Raw genomic sequence first — 15,681 nt, forward strand, 5'->3', positions numbered from 1 at the left:
CCGCAGTCAAAATGCGGCCCCTTTCAACAGGAGAGAGCGGATGCCGGGTGCGTATTGGATTGCCCATGTGACGGTGACGGATGCCGAGGCCTATGGCAAATATGCCGAGTTGGCAGGCCCTGCCATCGCCGCAGCGGGCGGCAAGTTTCTGGCCCGTGGGGCGCGGTTCGTGCAGCTTGAGGGCAGGGAACGCCCGCGCAATGTTCTGGCGTGGTTCCCGAGTCTGGAGGCCGCCGTCGCGTGCTATAACGGGCCTGCCTATCAGGCGGCGCTTGCGCATGCCAAAGGGGCTGCAGAGCGCGAGTTGCTGGTCGTCGAGGCGATGGAGTAAGACCCCGCCTTTGCATCGCGAAGTGCCCCCCAAGGGGCGCTTTTTATGGAAGCGTGGCCTGTCTTGCGTCACGCCGCCCGATGCGCAGGGCTTTGCGCATCTGCTTCAGCTTCCAATGCTGTTCGTGCTGCAAGGCCAGATCGGCGGCCCATAACCCCATCTGGTAGTGTCCGCGTTCTTTCGCATTTTTCAGCATCAACTCGTTATAGAGTACGGATTTATGGCGTACCCGTAGCGCCTGTGCCAGCCATTGGTCGCTGATATCGCCACGCAGCGCGCGCAGGGAGACCTCGGTCAAAAGCCGCAATTTCAGCAGGACCGGCGGCACCTTATGGCCGAAATGGCGCAGGCGGTGCAGCTGGACAGTGGGGCCGGACAAGCGCGCGGCATGGGCTTTGTCCTGCGGCTCGAACGGATCGAAGAAAAGATGCGCGGAGGCCAGGTCTCCGACCGCTTCTGCCGCATCGCCATAGGGCAGGGTCCAGTCGGTGATCTTGCGCGCGTAACGGTAGCGGGTCTCGAAAGGGGCAATGCTTGTGTCCAATGTCGATTGCGGCGCAAAGGCCACCACATGCGCGCCGGGCGAGAGCCGCGAAAAGGTAAACGCCCCGAAGCCCCCCATCGACGCCCCGTAGAATGTGACGCGCTCGAAGCGGCGGAAAAGCCCCTCGGCGCGCAGCGTTTCCAGCGCGGCGATCAGGTCGGGATCGCGATACCAGTCGTTGCGTTTGTTGATCAGGCCAAGGATCGACCATCCCTGTTTGCGCAGCAGGTGATGGCCCCAGGGGTGCTGCTCGCCTTCAATCCGGTTGGTCGAGAGATTACCGAAACTGACCACCAGATGCTGACCTTCGACGCCTGATTGCGGCAGATAGGCCAGCGCGTGATGGGCCAGCTCATGGCAGAACCCGCCCTGCTGTTCCGCTTCGGCGGTGATATCGGTGAAAGAGCGATGGATGGGTGTGACGTCGTTCATAGGCAGGTCCTGTCTGTTGGCCTCAGGATAACGCAAGACGGCGGGAAGGTAAGGCATGTTTTTTCGCCCTGCGATATGGGGGCGGGCGGTCTCGTGCGGCGGGCAGTTTGTGCTTCACAAGCTCTGTCGGACAGGATATGAGAACCTCCATGACCCAGACCGCAACCATCACGATCTGCTGCATTATCGGCTGACATTCGTCGGGCGGTCCGGTCTTGCTTTCCCAAAGCTGAAATCCCGAACCCGCCCGAGCGGTGGCCGTTCCATGCCGTGGGGGAGAGACTTCAGATGACCCAGATTCGCTTGCGCAACACGATGTCCCGTCAGGTGCAGGATTTCGCGCCGATTGATCCGAAGAATGTGCGGATCTATCTCTGTGGGCCGACGGTTTATGATCGGGCGCATCTGGGCAATGCCCGCCCTGTGGTGGTGTTTGATGTGCTGCAACGGCTGCTGCGCCATGTCTATGGCGAGAGCCATGTGACCTATGTGCGCAACTTCACGGATGTGGATGACAAGATCAACGCCACCGCCGTGAAGCGCCGTGAAGAGGGAGCGGAAGGGACGCTTGAGGATCTGATCCGCGCCCGTACCGAGGAAACCATCGCGTGGTATCATGCGGATATGGATGCTCTGGGAGCGGCGCGCCCCGACCACGAGCCGCGCGCCACCGATTACATCAATGCGATGATCGCGATGATCGAGCGGCTGATCGAGGGCGGGCATGCCTATGCCGCCGAAGGGCACGCGCTGTTTCGGGTGCGGTCGTATAAGGACTATGGCCGCCTTTCTGGGCGCTCGGTTGATGATATGATCGCGGGCGCGCGGGTCGAGGTGGCGCCCTATAAGGAAGACCCGATGGATTTCGTGCTGTGGAAGCCCTCGGATGATGGTTTGCCCGGTTGGGACAGCCCTTGGGGCCGCGGACGTCCGGGCTGGCATATCGAATGCTCGGCCATGAGCTATGAGCTGTTCGGGGATAGCTTCGATATTCATGGCGGGGGCATCGACCTGCAATTCCCGCATCACGAGAATGAGGTGGCGCAAAGCTGCTGCGCCCATCCGCATGGCGAGTTTGCCCGTTTCTGGCTGCATAACGAGATGCTGCAGGTCGAGGGGAAGAAGATGTCCAAATCCTTGGGCAATTTCTTCACCGTGCGGGATTTGCTGGACGAGGGCATTCCGGGCGAGGTGATCCGCTTTGTGTTTTTGCAGACGCATTATTCGAAGCCGATGGATTGGACTGCCGAGAAGGCGCGCCAAGCCGAAGCCACGTTGCGCAAGTGGCGGGCGGCCGTCGCGGGCATCGAACCCGCGCCGGCCGCAGCGCCCTCGGTGATCGCTGCGCTGGCGGATGACTTGAACACGGCGGGCGCTATTGCGGCATTGCATGCGTTGAGCGATCCGGCGGAGTTGAAGGCTTCGGCGCAGATGCTGGGGCTGTTGCTGGAGGATATGGGAGAGTGGGCCGAGGCGCCCGCGGTGGATCTCTCGGCCTATGCAGAGCATCTTGCCGACCTGCGCGCGCGCGCGATGGAGACAAAGGATTTCGCCCCTGTGGATGCGATGAAGCAGGCGTTGGCGGCAGCGGGTGTTGAGGTGCGGATGTCGAAGGCGGGGGTGGAGCTTAGTCTAAAAAGACTCGACTCAGTGAAGACGATACTTGCAAGAGAGTTGAATGCTCGTGTCCGCGAAGATTTTCATGAAGCGGAGGCTTGGGGAGCGATTGCAAGAGCTATGTTAGCTGGTGAGCAGGCGTCGCAAGAAAACCAAACTGAGATGCTGACAAAAATTCAACAGGATTTCCTGCAATGATGAAAGAACGTCTTTATCTATACGACACGACGTTGCGGGATGGCCAGCAGACGCAGGGTGTGCAGTTTTCGGTTTCCGAGAAGGTGCAGATTGCGCAGGCTTTGGACCGGATCGGGGTGGATTACATCGAGGGTGGTTGGCCCGGCGCCAATCCGACCGATAGCGATTTCTTTGAGGCGCGGCCCCAGACGCGCGCGACATTCACCGCCTTTGGTATGACCAAGCGGGCAGGGCGGTCGGCGGCCAATGACGAGGTTCTGGCGGGGGTGATGAATGCCGCAACGCCTGCCGTTTGTCTGGTTGGCAAGACGCATGATTATCATGTGACGGCGGCGCTGGGGATCTCGCTTGAGGAGAACCTCGAGAATATCGGGGCGAGTGTCGCGCATATGGTCTCCGAGGGGCGCGAGGCTTTGTTTGACGCCGAGCATTTCTTTGACGGCTATAAGGCCAATCCCGATTATGCGCTGTCTTCTGTGCGGGCGGCCTATGAGGCGGGGGCGCGTTGGGTGGTGCTATGTGACACCAATGGCGGCACGCTGCCTGCCGAGATTTCCGCTATTGTGGCCGATGTGATTGCGGCGGGCATTCCGGGGGATCATCTGGGCATCCATTGCCATGATGATACCGGCATGGCTGTGGCCTGTTCGCTGGCGGCGGTGGATGCGGGGGTGCGCCAGATTCAGGGCACTCTGAACGGGCTGGGCGAGCGCTGTGGCAATGCCAATCTGACGGCTCTGATCCCGACGCTTTTGCTCAAAGAGCCCTATCGCAGCCACTATGACACTGGCGTGCCGGAGAGCGCGCTTGCAGGCATCACGCGGCTGTCGCGCAAGCTGGACGATATTCTGAACCGCGTGCCCTTGCGCAGCGCGCCCTATGTCGGCGCTTCGGCCTTTACCCATAAGGCGGGGCTGCATGCCAGCGCGATCCTGAAGGACCCTGCGACCTACGAGCATATCCCGCCCGAGACGGTGGGCAATACGCGCCAGATCCCGATGTCCAATCAGGCGGGGCAGTCGAACCTGCGTGCGCGGCTGGCGGATATGGGGCTCGAGATCGCCAAGGGCGACGCGCGGCTGTCCGAGATCCTTGACGAGATCAAGCGCCGCGAGGATCACGGCTATGCCTATGACGGGGCGCAGGCGAGTTTCGAGCTGGTCGCGCGGCGGGTGCTGGGCGAGTTGCCGCGTTATTTCAAGGTGGAACGCTATCGCGTGGTGATCGAGCGTCGCCATAACGGGCGCGAGATGGCCAATTCCTCCGAGGCGGTCGTGGTTCTGGATGTGGGCGGCGAGCGGATGCTGTCGGTGTCGGAAAGCTGGGATAGCGAAGGTTATGATCAGGGGCCGGTGAACGCTTTGTGGCAGGCTCTGGCGAAGGATCTGGGGCCGTATCAATGCCATATCGAGGATATGAAGCTGGTCGATTTCCGCGTGCGGATTACCGGCGGCGGCACGGCGGCGGTGACGCGGGTGGTCATTGATTCCGAGGATGGTAATGGCAACCGCTGGTCGACGGTCGGGGTGAATGCCAACCTTGTGGATGCCTCTTTCGAGGCGCTGCTTGAGGCGATCCAGTGGAAGTTCCTGCGTGACGGGGTGCGCCCGCTATGAGTGACCTGACCGAGGCCGAGGCCCATTGTGCGCAGATGGTCGAGCAGAGCGACCCCGAGCGGTTCCGTGCCTTGATGGCGACACCCGAGGCGGATCGCCGCAAACTCTGGCCGCTTTATGCGGTGAACTTCGAACTGGCGCGGGCGCCTTGGGCCTCGAAAGAGCCGATGATTGCCGAGATGCGCGTGCAATGGTGGGTCGATGCGCTGGAGGCCTTGCGGGCAGAGGGCACGGCGCCACCATCCGAGATCGGTCCGGCATTGGCGGGGCTGCGGCCTGTGGCGGGGCTTTTGCTGGAACTGGCCGAAACACGGCGACAGGATTGCTGGCCCGATGGCTTCGAGGATCACGAGGCGCTCTGGCGGTATCTGGATGGCACCGCCGGGGCGCTCTATCTGGCGGCGGCGCAGCTTCTGGGGGTTGATGCGCGCGAATGGTCCGTGCTGCGTGGGCAGGCACAAGGGGTCGGTCTGGCGGCCTATCTTTGTGCGGTTCCCGAGATCGAGCGGCGCGGACGTCACCCTTTGCCAGATGGCCGCAGCGCCGCTATCGCCGGTCTGGCGCAGGCCGGTCTGGCGCGGCTTGCGCATGGAAATCTGTCGCGGCAGGCGCGGCGGGCGCTACTTCCGGGATGGGAAAGTCGTGCGATTTTGACAGAAATATCGCGCAATCCTGCCTGTGTTAGCCAAGATATTCCTAGGAAAAACGGCCTCAAACGCCAATTTTCTTTCCTGAGGCATGCGCTCGCGGCGTAAGCTGCTTTTGGCTTAAATGAATCTTCAGCACTTCACAGCATGTTTATGACCTAACGCGGGGGCAGAATCCCGCTTTGGGTTGGGACACCGCGTCGTGTCCGAGTGGAGGCTGCTGTATGAGAGTTCTGGATAATGTGAAGATCGGGGTAAAGTTGCCCCTGATTCTTTTTACGATTGCTTTGGTTGCACTTTCCGTCATGGCCCTGACCGCCTATCGGGATTCCCGGCATTTGCTGGAACAGGCCGCGACGGAACGTCTTATGCATGTTGCACAGGTGCAGGCTGACCGTGTGAATGAATGGGAAGCCGATTTCCGGACCGAGGTAAAAGACAGCATCGCATCCGATTTCATGCGCGATACGCTGCGGGATTTCCAGAATTCGTGGACGCGTCTTGGGGAGGGCGCCGCAGATCAGGTGCGGAGCGCCTATGTCGAGGGCAATGCCTATCGGGCGGAGGATCGCTGGAAGCTGACTGCGGCGGCGGACGGATCCTTGTATTCGAAGCGCCATGAAAAATACCATCCGATGATTTTGCAGCAGGCGAAGCGTGCGGGCTTTTCCGACATCTATCTGATTAGTGCGGAGGGGGATGTCCTGTATTCGATCGAGAAGGCGGATGACTTCGGCACGAATTTCGTGACGGGCCCCTTTGCCGATAGCAAACTCGGTCAACTGGTGCAAAAGGCGCTGAAGGCCAGCACCGAAAATCCGCAGATCTCCGAAGCGACGATCCATGAAACGGATCATGCGGGTGTTCTGTCCTATTTTATGGCCGCTCCGATCCTGGATCATGCCGGCAACCCCAAAGGTGCGCTTGCATTTGAAATTCCGCTTTCGGGGTTGAATGCCATTCTGGCGGACGGGCGCGGATTGCAGGAGACCGGTCAAAGCTATCTTGTTGACCAGAATATGAAATATCAGAATAATCTGCGCCTGTCGCAAGTGCCGACGGTCATGCAGGCTGCGCCCGAAAATCCGGCGATCACGCGTGCTCTGGCGGGAGAAAGTGGCACGGTGGATGCCGCTGGTGTACTGGATGGCAGTGATGCGACTGCTGCGTTCCTGCCGATCAGTTTCATGAACCATCCGGCGGCGCTGATCGTCGAACAATCCGACAAGGAACTGTTCTCGCCGATTATTGCGCTAGCGAAATCGATGAGCCTGCATGGAGCAATCGTTCTGGTCGCTTTGGTCCTGCTGGCCACCCTTATGGCGCGCAGTATTTCTAAGCCGCTGGTACGGCTGAAAGACACGATGGATCGGCTGGCGGCTAAGGATTACGATCTTGTCGTGCCCTTTACCCGCCGCAAGGACGAGGTCGGGCGGATGGCTGTGGCACTCGAAGACTTCCAGATTGCGCTGGCGACGGCAGAGGCGGCGTCGAAGGATGTGGCGCTGAAAGGGGCGGCCTTCAATGCCGGATCGTCCTCGATGATGATGGCCGATACGAATTTCAATATCAGCTATGTCAATCCCGCGATGACGCATCTGATCGAAAATCGTCTGGAAGATTTCCAGGTGCTCGATCAGACCATCGAAGCAGATACCATGGTTGGCCGTTCGATCGATACGTTCCACAAAAATCCGCAGCGTATCCGTGATTTCCTTGCCGATAGCGCCAACCTGCCTTACTCGGCCAATCTCAAAATCGGTCAGGCCCAGTTTGCGCTTGGCATCTCCGAAGTTGTCATGCCGGGCGAGGGGCGCATCGGTTATGTGGTGGAATGGCGCGATATTACGGAAATCGGTATGTCGCGTGCCATGCTGAAAGCGCTTGATTCCGCACAGATGCTGGGCGAGGCCGATCTGAACGGTCGTATCAGCAGCGTGAACGAGAATTATTGTAAGGCTGTCGGCATCTCCGCCGAAGAGTTTATCGGTCGTCCCGTTGTGGATGTCACCAGCACCGTGGACAGCGAATTCACGATTGAGGATGTTGCGCAACGGGTGATGAGCGAAGGTGTATCCGTGACCGGTACGTGGAAAATTTCTGCGGGCGACGGGCGCGAAGCGATCTCGGAGGGGATTATCGCACCGGTTCACGACGAGATGGGGGATGTGGTCAAGGTTGTCTTTATCGGCAGCGACGTAACGACGTCCCGTAAGGAAATCGCGCGTGCAGCAGAACAAACGCAAGAGACATCCCGCCGGCAGGCCAAGGTTGTCGAGACCTTGCGCGTGGGGCTAAGTGCGCTCTCCGATGGTAATCTCACGGCTAAGATTGCGGAGCATCTGGGCGATGAATACGAGGAGCTTCGGGCGGATTTCAACACGGCTGTCGACCGTCTGGCAGAGGCAATGCGGGTCGTGATCGACAATGCGGTTGCCATTGATAACGAAGCGCGCGAAATCTCGAATGCGGCAGAAGATCTGAGCCGTCGCACCGAGCAGCAGGCGGCTACGCTTGAAGAGACCGCAGCAGCGCTTGATGAGTTGACTTCTTCTGTGGCCAGCGCGTCCGACGGGATCAATGAAGCCGATCGCATCGTTATGCAGGCTCGCAAAGACGCGGAAAGCTCCGGCCAAGTTGTGCAGCAAGCTGTTGAAGCAATGGGTGAAATCTCGGAAAGCTCGCAAAAGATTTCCAAGATTATCAGTGTGATTGACGATATCGCCTTCCAGACCAACCTCCTTGCCTTGAATGCGGGTGTCGAAGCGGCACGGGCAGGAGAAGCGGGGCGCGGTTTTGCTGTGGTGGCATCGGAAGTGCGGGCGCTTGCGCAACGATCTTCGGAAGCGGCGCGCGAGATCGACGGTCTGATCACGGCATCTTCCGATCAGGTCAGTCGCGGCGTCGGGCTGGTCGGGCAGGCCGGAAATGCTTTGGAGACGATCCTTCATTCCGTAACGGATATCGCCGAGCGGGTGGGACGTATCGCGACATCGGCAAAAGAGCAGGCCTCCGGCTTGTCCGAGATCAATACTTCGGTCAATCAGCTCGATCAGGTGACTCAACATAACGCAGCAATGTTTGAGGAAACGACGGCGGCAAGCCAATCCCTGAGTCAAAGTGCGAATGCTCTCAACGAGACAACGCGACGCTTCTCCATCGACAATCACGCAAAACCGGCGGCGGCTTCAGCCAAGCCTGCACCCAAGGCTGTCGCGTCCAAAGCGACAGGAGCGCCTGGGACGGCTGCTAAGCCTGCGTCTAAGCCCGCTATGCCTAAAGCTTCGGTGCCAGTGGTTGAAGGAAATCTCGCCCGTCAGGTGCCGCCGGCACCGAGCAGCGATGATTGGGAAGACTTTTAAAACAGGTTTGGGGATCGCCCAAACCCTATTCAAAAAGACTTAGAACGTCACTTTTTGACGGCAAGAAAGGCAAGAAATGAGTGCCAAACGTGTTTTGATTGTCGATGATTCTCCCACAATTCGACAGCTGATTCGAGCTCAGCTGCAGGGAGATTCACGTCTGGTGGTGGTGGGTGAGGCCTCTGATCCCTATGACGCTAGAGAAAAGATCAAAGCTCTAGCGCCTGACGTGCTGACACTGGATGTCGAAATGCCCCGTATGAACGGTTTGGAGTTTCTTGAGAAGATCATGCGTCTGCGTCCGATGCCTGTCATTATGGTATCAACGCTGACGCAACGTGGATCGACAAAGGCGATGGAGGCTCTGTCTTTGGGCGCTGTCGATTGCATCGGCAAGCCGAAATACGGCAACCCTATCGAGGCTTTCGGCATCCTGCCGGACCTGCTGGTCGCGGCCGCAGACGCGCGCCTGCGTTCTGGCCCGCGCAAAAAAGTCGAACCTGCAAGTGGATTTACTTGGAACGGTAAGGTCATCTTGATCGGTTCGTCGACGGGCGGCGTCGATGCTCTGGAAACGGTTCTGTCGGGTTTCCCTGCGAATTGTCCACCGACCCTGATTACGCAGCATATGCCGGAAAGTTTTCTGGCAAGTTTTGCCCGTCGTTTGCAGGGATGTATCGCGCCGAATATGGGCTTGGCCCGAGATGGCCTGCCTTTGACACAGGGCAATGTCTATCTTGCGCCAGGAGGGGAGTATCATCTTGCGGTAAAACCCGGTGAACCGGCCCGTTGCCAGCTTGAGGCAAGCGAGAAACGGAATGGTCATCGTCCTTCGGTCGAGGTTCTGTTCGATTCAGCTGTGCCTATGGCCTCAAAGGTCGTTTCTGTCATGCTGACCGGCATGGGGCGCGATGGTGCGGACGCGATGCTGCGCCTGCGGCAGGCTGGTGCACGGTGCTTTGCGCAGGATTCCGCAACGAGCGTGGTCTATGGCATGCCGCGCGCTGCGGTTGAAAATGGTGCGGCAGAAAAGGCTGTTCCCTTGGGGCGGATTGCGTCGACAGTTCTAGCACAATGCGGGCGACAAACGGCCGCCGTCGAAAGAGGGGGGCGTTTCGCATGACGATGATGGGGATCGGTCGCCCGAAGCACATCTCTCAGGGCGAGTTCGCTGTTGGGCGGGTCGAGGGCATGTCTATCACGACAATTCTCGGCTCCTGCGTTGCGACCTGCCTCTATGATGAACATAGCGGTGTTGGAGGCATGAACCATTTTCTTTTGCCGGAAGGGACTGGCTCTACCGCCAGTTTCGGCGTGAATGCGATGGAATTGCTGATCAACGAGATCATCAAGAACGGCGGACAACGGACCACCTTGAAAGCGAAGGTTTTTGGCGGTGCGCGGATGATCGCAGGGCTTTCTGATGTTGGCGCGAAAAATGGTAGCTTCGTTTTGGACTTCCTGCGGCGGGAAGGGATTCAATGCCTTGGGCAAAGTCTTGGTGGTACGCAGGCTCGCCGGGTCGAATTCTGGCCGAATGGTGGGCGCGCGCGCCAGCGCCTTCTGGGCGAGGCGCAGGTGATCGAAACGCCGCCGCCGCCGCCGCCGAGCAATGATGTTGAACTGTTCTGAGCGAAATGGCCCCATTATGAGTTCACGTGAAGCCGGACATTCCATAGATTACAGGCGTGAAATTGATCGTCTGATGCGTTTGGAGTTCGGCTCGCGCAGTGAACTCGTTTTGCGATATCTTGCTGTGTTTAATGGTGGTTTGACACTGCACTTCTATTTGCAGTGGACCTCTGCTCTACTATGGATGCCGGTCTATTTCGCATTGCAGGCGCTTTATTACGTTTTCTTGCGTAGTCGTGCGCCGGTATGCACGGCCAGAGACACAACGATTGCTTCTATCTTGTTTCTGGTCTTGCTCGGCTGGTTCAGCTGGCTTCCTGCGCTGATGCTGCTTGAGCAGGATACGGCCTTGCGGATCAGTGCGGCGGCAGGGCTGGGATGCCTGATGGTGTTTCTTATCCGGCGGAGCGACCGTCTGAAACTGATGATCTATGGCGAAATCGTTATGATCACCCTGATTCTTGGGGCTGTTGCGTTTCTGGTGTTGCCGCAGGTTCCGTCGCTGAGTGCCAAATCGGCCATGCTGGTCTGTTGTGCTGCGTTGATTGTCTATTTTGCGAATGCTTTGTTGGAAGGCCGGAAAATGCGCCTTGACGCAGAGCGAGCATCCGAGCGGACTTTACAGGCTCAGAAGATGGAAGCTGTCGGCCAGTTGGCTGGGGGGGTCGCACATGATTTTAACAATATCCTCACTGCGATCATCGGGAATCTCGATCTGTACGAGCTGACCGAAGATCGCCCCGAGCGGGATGATATGGTGCACAATGCGCGAGAAGCGGCACAACGTGCTGCAACTTTGGTGCAGCAACTGCTGGCCTATTCGCGCAAGTCCAACCTGCAAGCGGAGCCGCGCGATATCGAAGTCATGCTGGAGCGTGTGCGGGTTCTGGGCGCGCGGCTTATACCGGCGTCCATCTCGTTGGAGGTGATCAATTCTCCTCGGCGTAACTGGGTAAAGGTCGATGAGACCCTATTGATGACGGCGTTGATCAACCTGATCGTGAATGCCCGCGATGCTATGCCGAAGGGTGGTCGGATCCGGATTTCTGCCGATCATAGATGTTTCGAGAGCCCCGAATTGATGGCAGACGGCTATGTTCTGCCTGCGGGAAATTATGTGGAGCTAACCGTTGCCGACACCGGGACCGGCATTCCTGAAACCGTGCTGGATCATGTGCTGGAGCCGTTTTTCACGACAAAGCCCGTGGGCAAAGGTTCAGGGCTTGGCTTGCCGATGGTGTTGGGATTCGCGCGTCAATCTGGCGGGGGGTTGAGTTTGCGCAGCTCTGCCGCCGGGACCCATGTCTCGGTCTATCTGAAAGAAGTGGAAGCGCCGCTTAATCTGGTTGCCAATCGGGCCGCATAGGCGCGACGCCCGTATGATCATGCAGTGCGTTTGAGGTGACGTAAAGATGCTCCGTCGGTTGTTTTCAATCGGCTGAAAATCAGGATGGCCAAAGGCCCGGTGGTGGCCACAATCGCGAAGCCTAGAGTAAAGGCGTGCAATGGTATGGCACTATTGCTAATTTCGGCACCGGTTGCGAAGGCAGAAAGTTCCAAAGCACCACCGGCCAGCGCGATCCCCAAAGTCAGCGAGACCTGTTGGGCGACCGCTGCAAGCGAGGAGCCGCGGCTCATTTCTTGCGGATCCAGATCGGCAAAAGTAATGGCATTGATCGCGGTGAAGGTCAGTGCTTGTGCGACGCCTCCGATTAAAAGCAATGGTACAAGATACCAGTCATAGGGGTTGGTGACGGTTCCAAACCCCAACAGGCTCGCGGCACGGACGCAGGTGCCAAGGATCAGCATGCTGCGAAATCCGAACCGGTCGACAACCTTGCCGGAAAATCCCCTGATGGAGAGTGCGCCGACGGCGGTCAAACCGGCAAGCGCCCCCGAGGCGAGAATGGACATTCCCAGGCCAAGCTGGAATAGCAGAGGCAGCAAAAGCGCAATGGCGCCGTTGCTCAGGCGGAAGGCCGTGCCGCCCCAGATGCCAATGCTGAACGTCCGGTGCCGGAAGAGGTTCGGGTCGAGAAGAGCGTCGTTGCGGTGACGGGCGCGCAAGGCATAGGCCACCATTAAACCCAAACCGGTCAGGCTCAGCCCAAGGGCGACGGGCATGGGCATGATATGCTCGCCCAAGGCGCTTAGTCCTGCCATAAGGGAGCCCAAGCCGATGGCCGAGATAAAAAAACCCAGTATGTCGAACCGCTTCGGGGGGGCGGGGGTGTCATGCGGCAGGTGGCGGAATGCCAGAGCCAGCGCGAAAGACCCGAGCGGGATGTTGATCAGGAAAATCCAGCGCCAGCCAAGTGTTTGGGTTACTACCGCGCCAACCAGCGGTCCGAGGGCTGGACCGATCAGCGCGGGGACCGTCAGATAGACCATCGCTTTGACCAGTTCCTGCCTGTCGGTATTGCGCAGTACGATCAGGCGACCGACAGGGGTCATCATCGCGGCCCCTGCGCCCTGCAAGGCGCGCGCCAGAACCAGGCCAAGTAAGGTGGATTGATCTGCGCAGAGTGCGGAGGCGCCGATGAACAGAAGCATGGCAAGGATGAAGGTGCGGCGCGCTCCGAACTTATCGGCGATCCAGCCTGAAATCGGCACCAATGCTGCAAAGGCAATGAGATAGGTGGTCATCGCCATTTTCAGCGATAGCACCGCAACATCGAGGTCCCGCGCCATCACCGGAAGGGCGGTCGAGAGCACTGTCGCGTCGATCAGCTCCATTAGAAGAGCGAAGGCAATGGTCAGGGGGAGAATGTTTTCGCGGAGTTTTTGCATGATCGGGCTTTCGTCAACATCGCGATCCTAGCGCCCGAACCCCTCCTGTCCATGACAGGGCTGCACAGGAGGGTGTGCTTTGACGATTTTGGGCCCCGTTACCGGCCCTTCCAGATCCAACCGCCGCCGAAGATCCGGCTGTCATCATTGGAGTAGAAGACGCAGGCCTGACCGGGCGAGACGCCTTCTTCCGGTACGATCAGCTCGACCTCCGCTTCGGTCGCTGAAATCGGGCGAATGATGGCAGCACGCGGTGGACGGGTCGAACGGACCTTGACCGAAACATGCCATTCCTTGCGCGACGTGAAGGGCTCGTCGCCGAGCCAGTTGATCTCGCGCACCGGAATCGTGCGGGTGGCCAAGGCCTCTTTCGGTCCCACGATCACACGGCGATGATCGGGGTCGAGTTTGACCACGTAGAGCGGGTCGGCCATGCCACCAATTCCAAGACCGCGTCGCTGGCCGATCGTGTAATGGATCACGCCGCGATGTTCGCCCAGAATATTGCCGTCCATATCGACAATCTCGCCCGGATCGGCGGCACCCGGACGCAGTTTTTCGATTACACTGGCATAATTGCCGTTCGGAACGAAGCAAATGTCCTGACTGTCGGGCTTGTCGGCAACCGGCAGGCCGTGTTTTGCAGCCAAAGCACGGGTTTCGGCCTTGGAATGCAAATGTCCAAGCGGGAATCGCAGGAAAGAAAGCTGTTCGGGTGTGGTCGAGAACAGGAAGTAACTCTGGTCACGATTCGAATCGGCTGCCGAATGCAACTCGGGACCATTCGGCCCCATTTTGCGCTGGATATAATGCCCCGTCGCCATACAATCGGCATCCAGATCCTTCGCGGTTTCCAGAAGATCCTTGAATTTGACGCGTTCGTTACAACGGATACAGGGGACAGGGGTTGCTCCGCCAAGATAGGCATCGGCAAATTCGTCGATCACCGCTTCTTGGAAGATGTTTTCATAATCAAGCACATAATGCGGGAACCCCATCGTTTCCGCCACGCGCCGCGCGTCATGGATATCACGTCCGGCACAGCAGGCGCCCTTTTTGGCAAGCGCGGCCCCGTGATCGTATAGCTGCAACGTCACCCCCACGACATCATAGCCCTGTTGTGCCAATTCCGCGGCCACGACAGAGCTATCGACGCCGCCAGACATGGCGACAACGACTCGCGTGTCTTCGGGGCGCTTGGCAAAACCAAGCGAATTGAGTGGCATATCCTTGCTCATGGAAAACGTCCCTTAACCAGGTCCGCAGAAATATAGGAAAATCCTACCTATTCTCAAGGGTTAGTTTCACCCGTCGTTAAGACCCATCCGTCACATTCTAGAGCATCGAAGTGAAGGGGTGTGCCCATGTATCTGAAAAAAGTCGATGGTCCGCGGTCTATCACACTGCCTGATGGTACGATTTTGACCCGTGCGGACCTGCCACCTGCCGAAACGCGCCGTTGGGTGGCGTCGCGTAAGGCTATTATTGTTAATGCGGTCTCTCATGGTCTGATCACGCGCAGTGAAGTGTTGGAGCGCTACGATCTGTCCGATGAGGAACTCGATATCTGGACCCATGCCGTGCAAAAACACGGTCTGGCGGGGTTGAAGGTGACTGCTATCCAGAAATTCAGACAACCCTAGGAGGAATTGAATAAATTAACGTTCTAGGGTAATAGTGTGTTAACCATTTGGTGCGAGGGTTCCAATAACCAAGGAATTAATGCGGAGAACCGAATATGCGGATTTTGTTGGTGGAGGACGATCCCACGACGTCGCGAAGCATTGAGTTGATGCTGACTCATGCCAATCTCAACGTCTATTGCACTGATCTTGGTGAAGAAGGGATCGATCTCGCCAAGCTGTATGACTACGACCTGATCCTGCTTGACCTGAATCTGCCCGATATGAACGGGCATGAGGTTCTGCGGCAGTTGCGCATGTCGAAGGTCGATACCCCGATCCTGATCCTGACCGGTGCTGATGATACCGAGAACAAGATCAAGGGGTTCGGGTTCGGTGCGGATGACTACATGACCAAACCCTTCCATCGCGAAGAGTTGGTCGCCCGCATCCATGCGATCATCCGTCGCTCGAAAGGGCATTCGCAATCGGTGATCCGCACGGGTAAGGTCTCTGTCAATCTCGACGCCAAAACCGTGGAGGTCGAGAATAAGCCGGTCCATCTGACTGGCAAAGAGTATCAGATGCTCGAACTTCTGAGTCTTCGTAAGGGGACGACGCTGACCAAAGAGATGTTCCTGAACCATCTCTACGGTGGCATGGACGAGCCGGAATTGAAGATTATCGACGTTTTCATCTGTAAGCTTCGTAAGAAGTTGGCGGATGCAACTGGCGGGGAGAATTACATCGAGACCGTCTGGGGCCGTGGCTATGTGTTGCGCGATCCCGATCCGGGCGAGATGGAGCGCCGCGTCGCCGTCTAAAATCGACTCAGTGTCGCGTATTCCTTGTTTGATCTGAGAAGCCGCATGAAAATGCGGCTTTTTCAT

The 15,681-nt window shown here is 58.3% G+C and carries 13 protein-coding genes; 10 read left to right on the forward strand and 3 right to left on the reverse strand.

The annotated features are described in order from the left end of the window. Positions 1-40 precede the first annotated feature (40 nt). Positions 41-331, forward strand: coding sequence for a DUF1330 domain-containing protein (locus RPE78_RS11550; protein WP_339107095.1), 291 nt, complete (start codon positions 41-43; stop codon positions 329-331). Positions 332-374: 43 nt separating this feature from the next. Here the strand turns inward: RPE78_RS11550 and RPE78_RS11555 are convergent, their stop codons facing one another. Continuing rightward, the gene (locus RPE78_RS11555; protein WP_339107096.1) at positions 375-1,307 is read right to left on the reverse strand and encodes a hypothetical protein; all 933 of its coding nucleotides are present in this window, start codon (positions 1,305-1,307) and stop codon (positions 375-377) included. A 288-nt stretch (positions 1,308-1,595) separates the two neighbouring features. Here RPE78_RS11555 and cysS point away from each other — a divergent pair, with 288 nt between their 5' ends. The 7 genes from cysS to RPE78_RS11590 all read left to right on the forward strand — a co-directional run bounded on the left by cysS (position 1,596) and on the right by RPE78_RS11590 (position 11,745). Further along, positions 1,596-3,122 (forward strand): cysteine--tRNA ligase, encoded by a 1,527-nt coding sequence (cysS, locus tag RPE78_RS11560; RefSeq protein WP_406720626.1) that lies wholly within the window; start codon positions 1,596-1,598, stop codon positions 3,120-3,122. Continuing rightward, positions 3,119-4,738 (forward strand): citramalate synthase, encoded by a 1,620-nt coding sequence (gene cimA / locus RPE78_RS11565; protein WP_406720627.1) that lies wholly within the window; start codon positions 3,119-3,121, stop codon positions 4,736-4,738. Before cysS ends, cimA begins: the two co-directional genes overlap by 4 nt. Then, positions 4,735-5,493: a squalene/phytoene synthase family protein gene (locus tag RPE78_RS11570; protein WP_406720628.1), complete on the forward strand. Its 759-nt coding sequence runs from the start codon at positions 4,735-4,737 to the stop codon at positions 5,491-5,493. Before cimA ends, RPE78_RS11570 begins: the two co-directional genes overlap by 4 nt. Positions 5,494-5,609: 116 nt before the next feature. Beyond that, complete coding sequence (locus RPE78_RS11575; RefSeq protein ID WP_406720629.1) at positions 5,610-8,747, forward strand: methyl-accepting chemotaxis protein; 3,138 nt, start codon at positions 5,610-5,612, stop codon at positions 8,745-8,747. A 76-nt stretch (positions 8,748-8,823) separates the two neighbouring features. Continuing rightward, the gene (locus RPE78_RS11580; RefSeq protein ID WP_406720630.1) at positions 8,824-9,870 is read left to right on the forward strand and encodes a chemotaxis response regulator protein-glutamate methylesterase; all 1,047 of its coding nucleotides are present in this window, start codon (positions 8,824-8,826) and stop codon (positions 9,868-9,870) included. Continuing rightward, the gene (locus tag RPE78_RS11585; protein WP_339107102.1) at positions 9,867-10,379 is read left to right on the forward strand and encodes a chemotaxis protein CheD; all 513 of its coding nucleotides are present in this window, start codon (positions 9,867-9,869) and stop codon (positions 10,377-10,379) included. The genes RPE78_RS11580 and RPE78_RS11585 overlap by 4 nt, the downstream gene beginning before the upstream one ends. A 16-nt stretch (positions 10,380-10,395) precedes the next feature. After that, positions 10,396-11,745 (forward strand): ATP-binding protein, encoded by a 1,350-nt coding sequence (locus tag RPE78_RS11590; RefSeq protein WP_406720631.1) that lies wholly within the window; start codon positions 10,396-10,398, stop codon positions 11,743-11,745. A 17-nt stretch (positions 11,746-11,762) separates the two neighbouring features. Here the strand turns inward: RPE78_RS11590 and RPE78_RS11595 are convergent, their stop codons facing one another. After that, the gene (locus RPE78_RS11595; protein WP_406720632.1) at positions 11,763-13,169 is read right to left on the reverse strand and encodes an MFS transporter; all 1,407 of its coding nucleotides are present in this window, start codon (positions 13,167-13,169) and stop codon (positions 11,763-11,765) included. 98 nt (positions 13,170-13,267) lie between these two features. Further along, on the reverse strand, positions 13,268-14,407 hold the full coding sequence (gene mnmA, locus RPE78_RS11600; protein ID WP_339107105.1) for a tRNA 2-thiouridine(34) synthase MnmA: 1,140 nt from the start codon (positions 14,405-14,407) through the stop codon (positions 13,268-13,270). Positions 14,408-14,533: 126 nt separating this feature from the next. On the opposite strand from mnmA, the gene RPE78_RS11605 reads away from it, so the two are divergent. Both RPE78_RS11605 and ctrA read left to right on the forward strand, forming a co-directional pair. Further along, positions 14,534-14,812, forward strand: coding sequence for a DUF1153 domain-containing protein (locus tag RPE78_RS11605; protein WP_339107106.1), 279 nt, complete (start codon positions 14,534-14,536; stop codon positions 14,810-14,812). A gap of 95 nt (positions 14,813-14,907) precedes the next feature. Continuing rightward, entirely contained in the window at positions 14,908-15,615 is a 708-nt protein-coding gene (gene ctrA, locus RPE78_RS11610) for a response regulator transcription factor CtrA (RefSeq protein WP_339107107.1), read from the forward strand. Positions 15,616-15,681: the final 66 nt, after the last annotated feature.

Origin of the sequence: Thioclava litoralis (genome assembly GCF_045278885.1) — a bacterium.
GTDB lineage: Bacteria > Pseudomonadota > Alphaproteobacteria > Rhodobacterales > Rhodobacteraceae > Thioclava > Thioclava litoralis.